The sequence below is a fragment of the Streptomyces katrae genome, from assembly GCF_000966975.1.
GTDB classification, from domain to species: Bacteria; Actinomycetota; Actinomycetes; order Streptomycetales; family Streptomycetaceae; genus Streptomyces; species Streptomyces katrae.
Genome location: NZ_JZWV01001566.1, coordinates 1 through 2,071, shown reverse-complemented (window position 1 = coordinate 2,071; position 2,071 = coordinate 1). Strand labels below are relative to the sequence as shown.

Genomic DNA, 2,071 nt, shown 5'->3' with positions numbered 1-2,071 from the left:
GTTCGGGCAGGGGATCACCGTCAACTCCCGTTCCTCGGTGGAGATCACCCTCAACCGGCAGTGCACCTCCTTCTCGGCGCGGGCCGGGGTGGACGGGCTGTCGCTGCTGACCGACGGGACGGTGCGGTTCTCCGTCTACGCCGACGGGCAGCGCCTGTGGCGTTCGGACCCGCTCGGGTACGGGGACGCCCCGGCGGCCGTCCAGGTGCCGCTGGCCGGGCGTTCGACGCTGCGGCTGGTGGTGGAGCAGGCCGGGCAGGGGCATCTGCCGACACTGGCGAGCTGGGCCGACGCGGTGATCAGCTGCCGCTGAGCGGGGCCTGCCGGGTGATCTCGGCGGCGACCTGGGCGGGGGTCAGGCCGCGGCCGGCGGCTTCCGCCTCGGCGTGGGCTGCCGCCCCGAGGGCCGCGAGGGTGCGCTCCGGGAGCCCGTCCAGGACGGTCTGCTCCGGTACCGAGCGGGGCTGGCCCGCGCGCCAGGTACCGGCGGCCGCGAGGACCCGTGCGCTCTCGGCCGGCCGGCCGGTGGCCTCCAGGAACAGGGCCGCCGATTCGGCGAGGCAGGCCAGGACGCGTTCGGCGCAGTGGGCGGCCACCGCTTCCGTGAGGGCGGGGCCGATCCTGGCCAGCCCCGCCTGCGGGCCGTGCTCGCGGGCGGTGAGGGCGGCCTCGACCACGTCCAGTCCGGCGCTGAGCTGCGGGGGCGGGTTGATCTGTGCCGCCTCGGCACGGGAGCGGGCGCATTCGCTGCGGGCCCGGTCGTCGTCGCCCCGGCGCAGGGCGAGCATCGCCGACAGGAGGCGGGCGAAGGAGCTCACGTCGTACACCCCGCCCTGCTGGTCGGCCTCCCGGTCGGCGTCGGCGAGGAGCCGTTCGGCGGCGTCGTAGTCCCCGGCGCAGTAGGCGGCCTCGGCGATACGGGCGAGGGCGAAGGGCGCCTCGGTCTGGGCGCCGACCTCGCGGGCGAGGCGCAGGCACTCCTCGTACTCGGTGCGGGCGGTGTCGTACTGCCCGCGGGACAGGGCGGCCTCCCCGGCGGCGCTGGCCACCTGGGCGCGGAGCCAGCGGTCGCCGCAGCGGCGGGCGATCTCGTGGAGTTCGGCGAGGTCGGCGTCGACGGTGTCGAGGCCGCCGGTCATGTCGATGGCGGAGTGGGCGCGCATCAGGAGGGTGACGCCGAGCTCCCAGTCCCCGGCGTGGCGGCGGCAGTTCTCCACCGAGTGGGCGAGGTCGGGGTGGAATCCGGCGGCGTCGCCGGTGAGGAAGGCGGTCGCGGGCCAGAGCATGCCCGGGAAGCGGGTGGTCTCCGGGGAGCCCTCGCGGAAGACCTCCCTGATGCGGTGGGCGAGGGCGGCGAACTCGGGCGTGCGGAAGCCGGCGGCACCCTTGCTCTCGGTGAGCAGGAACATGTGGAGGACCTGGAGGCGCATGCCGCGCCAGTACGCGGCCGAGCCCTCGGGGGCGCCGGCGGGGGTGACGGCGAGGGCCAGGGAGGCCCATTCGGCGCCCTCGGCACGGTAGTTGCGCAGCCACAGGAACCAGGCGAGTGCGGCGACCAGGCGCTGGGCGGTCTCCGGCTCGGGGTCGGCGCCGGTGCTGCGGTGGAGGGCGGAGCGGAGGTTGTCGAGCTCGGTCTCGACGCGCCGGATCCAGGGGAGCTGCTGCGCGGAGCGCAGCAGGGGCTCGGCCCGCTCGGCGAAGGCCAGGTAGTGGGCGGCGTGGCGGCGGGCGGTGGCGCGGGCCTCGTCGGCGGACGCGGCCAGGCGCTCGGCGGCGTACTCGCGGATGGTCTCCAGCAGCCGGTAGCGCATGCCGTCGGCGTCGGGGACGGCCGTGACGAGGGATTTGTCGACGAGGGAGCCGAGGGTGAGGGCCACGTCGAGGCCGCCGTGGCCGCAGACGGCTTCGGCGGCGTCCAGGTCGCAGCCGCCGGCGAAGGCGGACATGCGGGCGAGGACGGTGCGTTCGGCGGTGTCGAGGAGGTCCCAGGACCAGTCGACCACGGCGCGCAGGGTCTGCTGGCGGGGCAGGAGCGTACGGGCGCCGCCGGTCAGGAGGCGGAAGCGGTCGT

General features: G+C 76.1%; 2 protein-coding genes. One reads left to right on the top strand and one right to left on the bottom strand.

The features are described 5' to 3' along the window. Positions 1-313: NPCBM/NEW2 domain-containing protein (locus tag VR44_RS39220; RefSeq protein ID WP_045952469.1), on the top strand; the 313-nt coding region annotated here is incomplete at its 5' end. On the opposite strand, the gene VR44_RS39215 is transcribed toward VR44_RS39220, so the two are convergent. Further along, a partial coding sequence (locus VR44_RS39215; RefSeq protein ID WP_045952468.1) for an ATP-binding protein occupies positions 300-2,071 on the bottom strand: 1,772 nt, incomplete at its 5' end. The genes VR44_RS39220 and VR44_RS39215 overlap by 14 nt on opposite strands.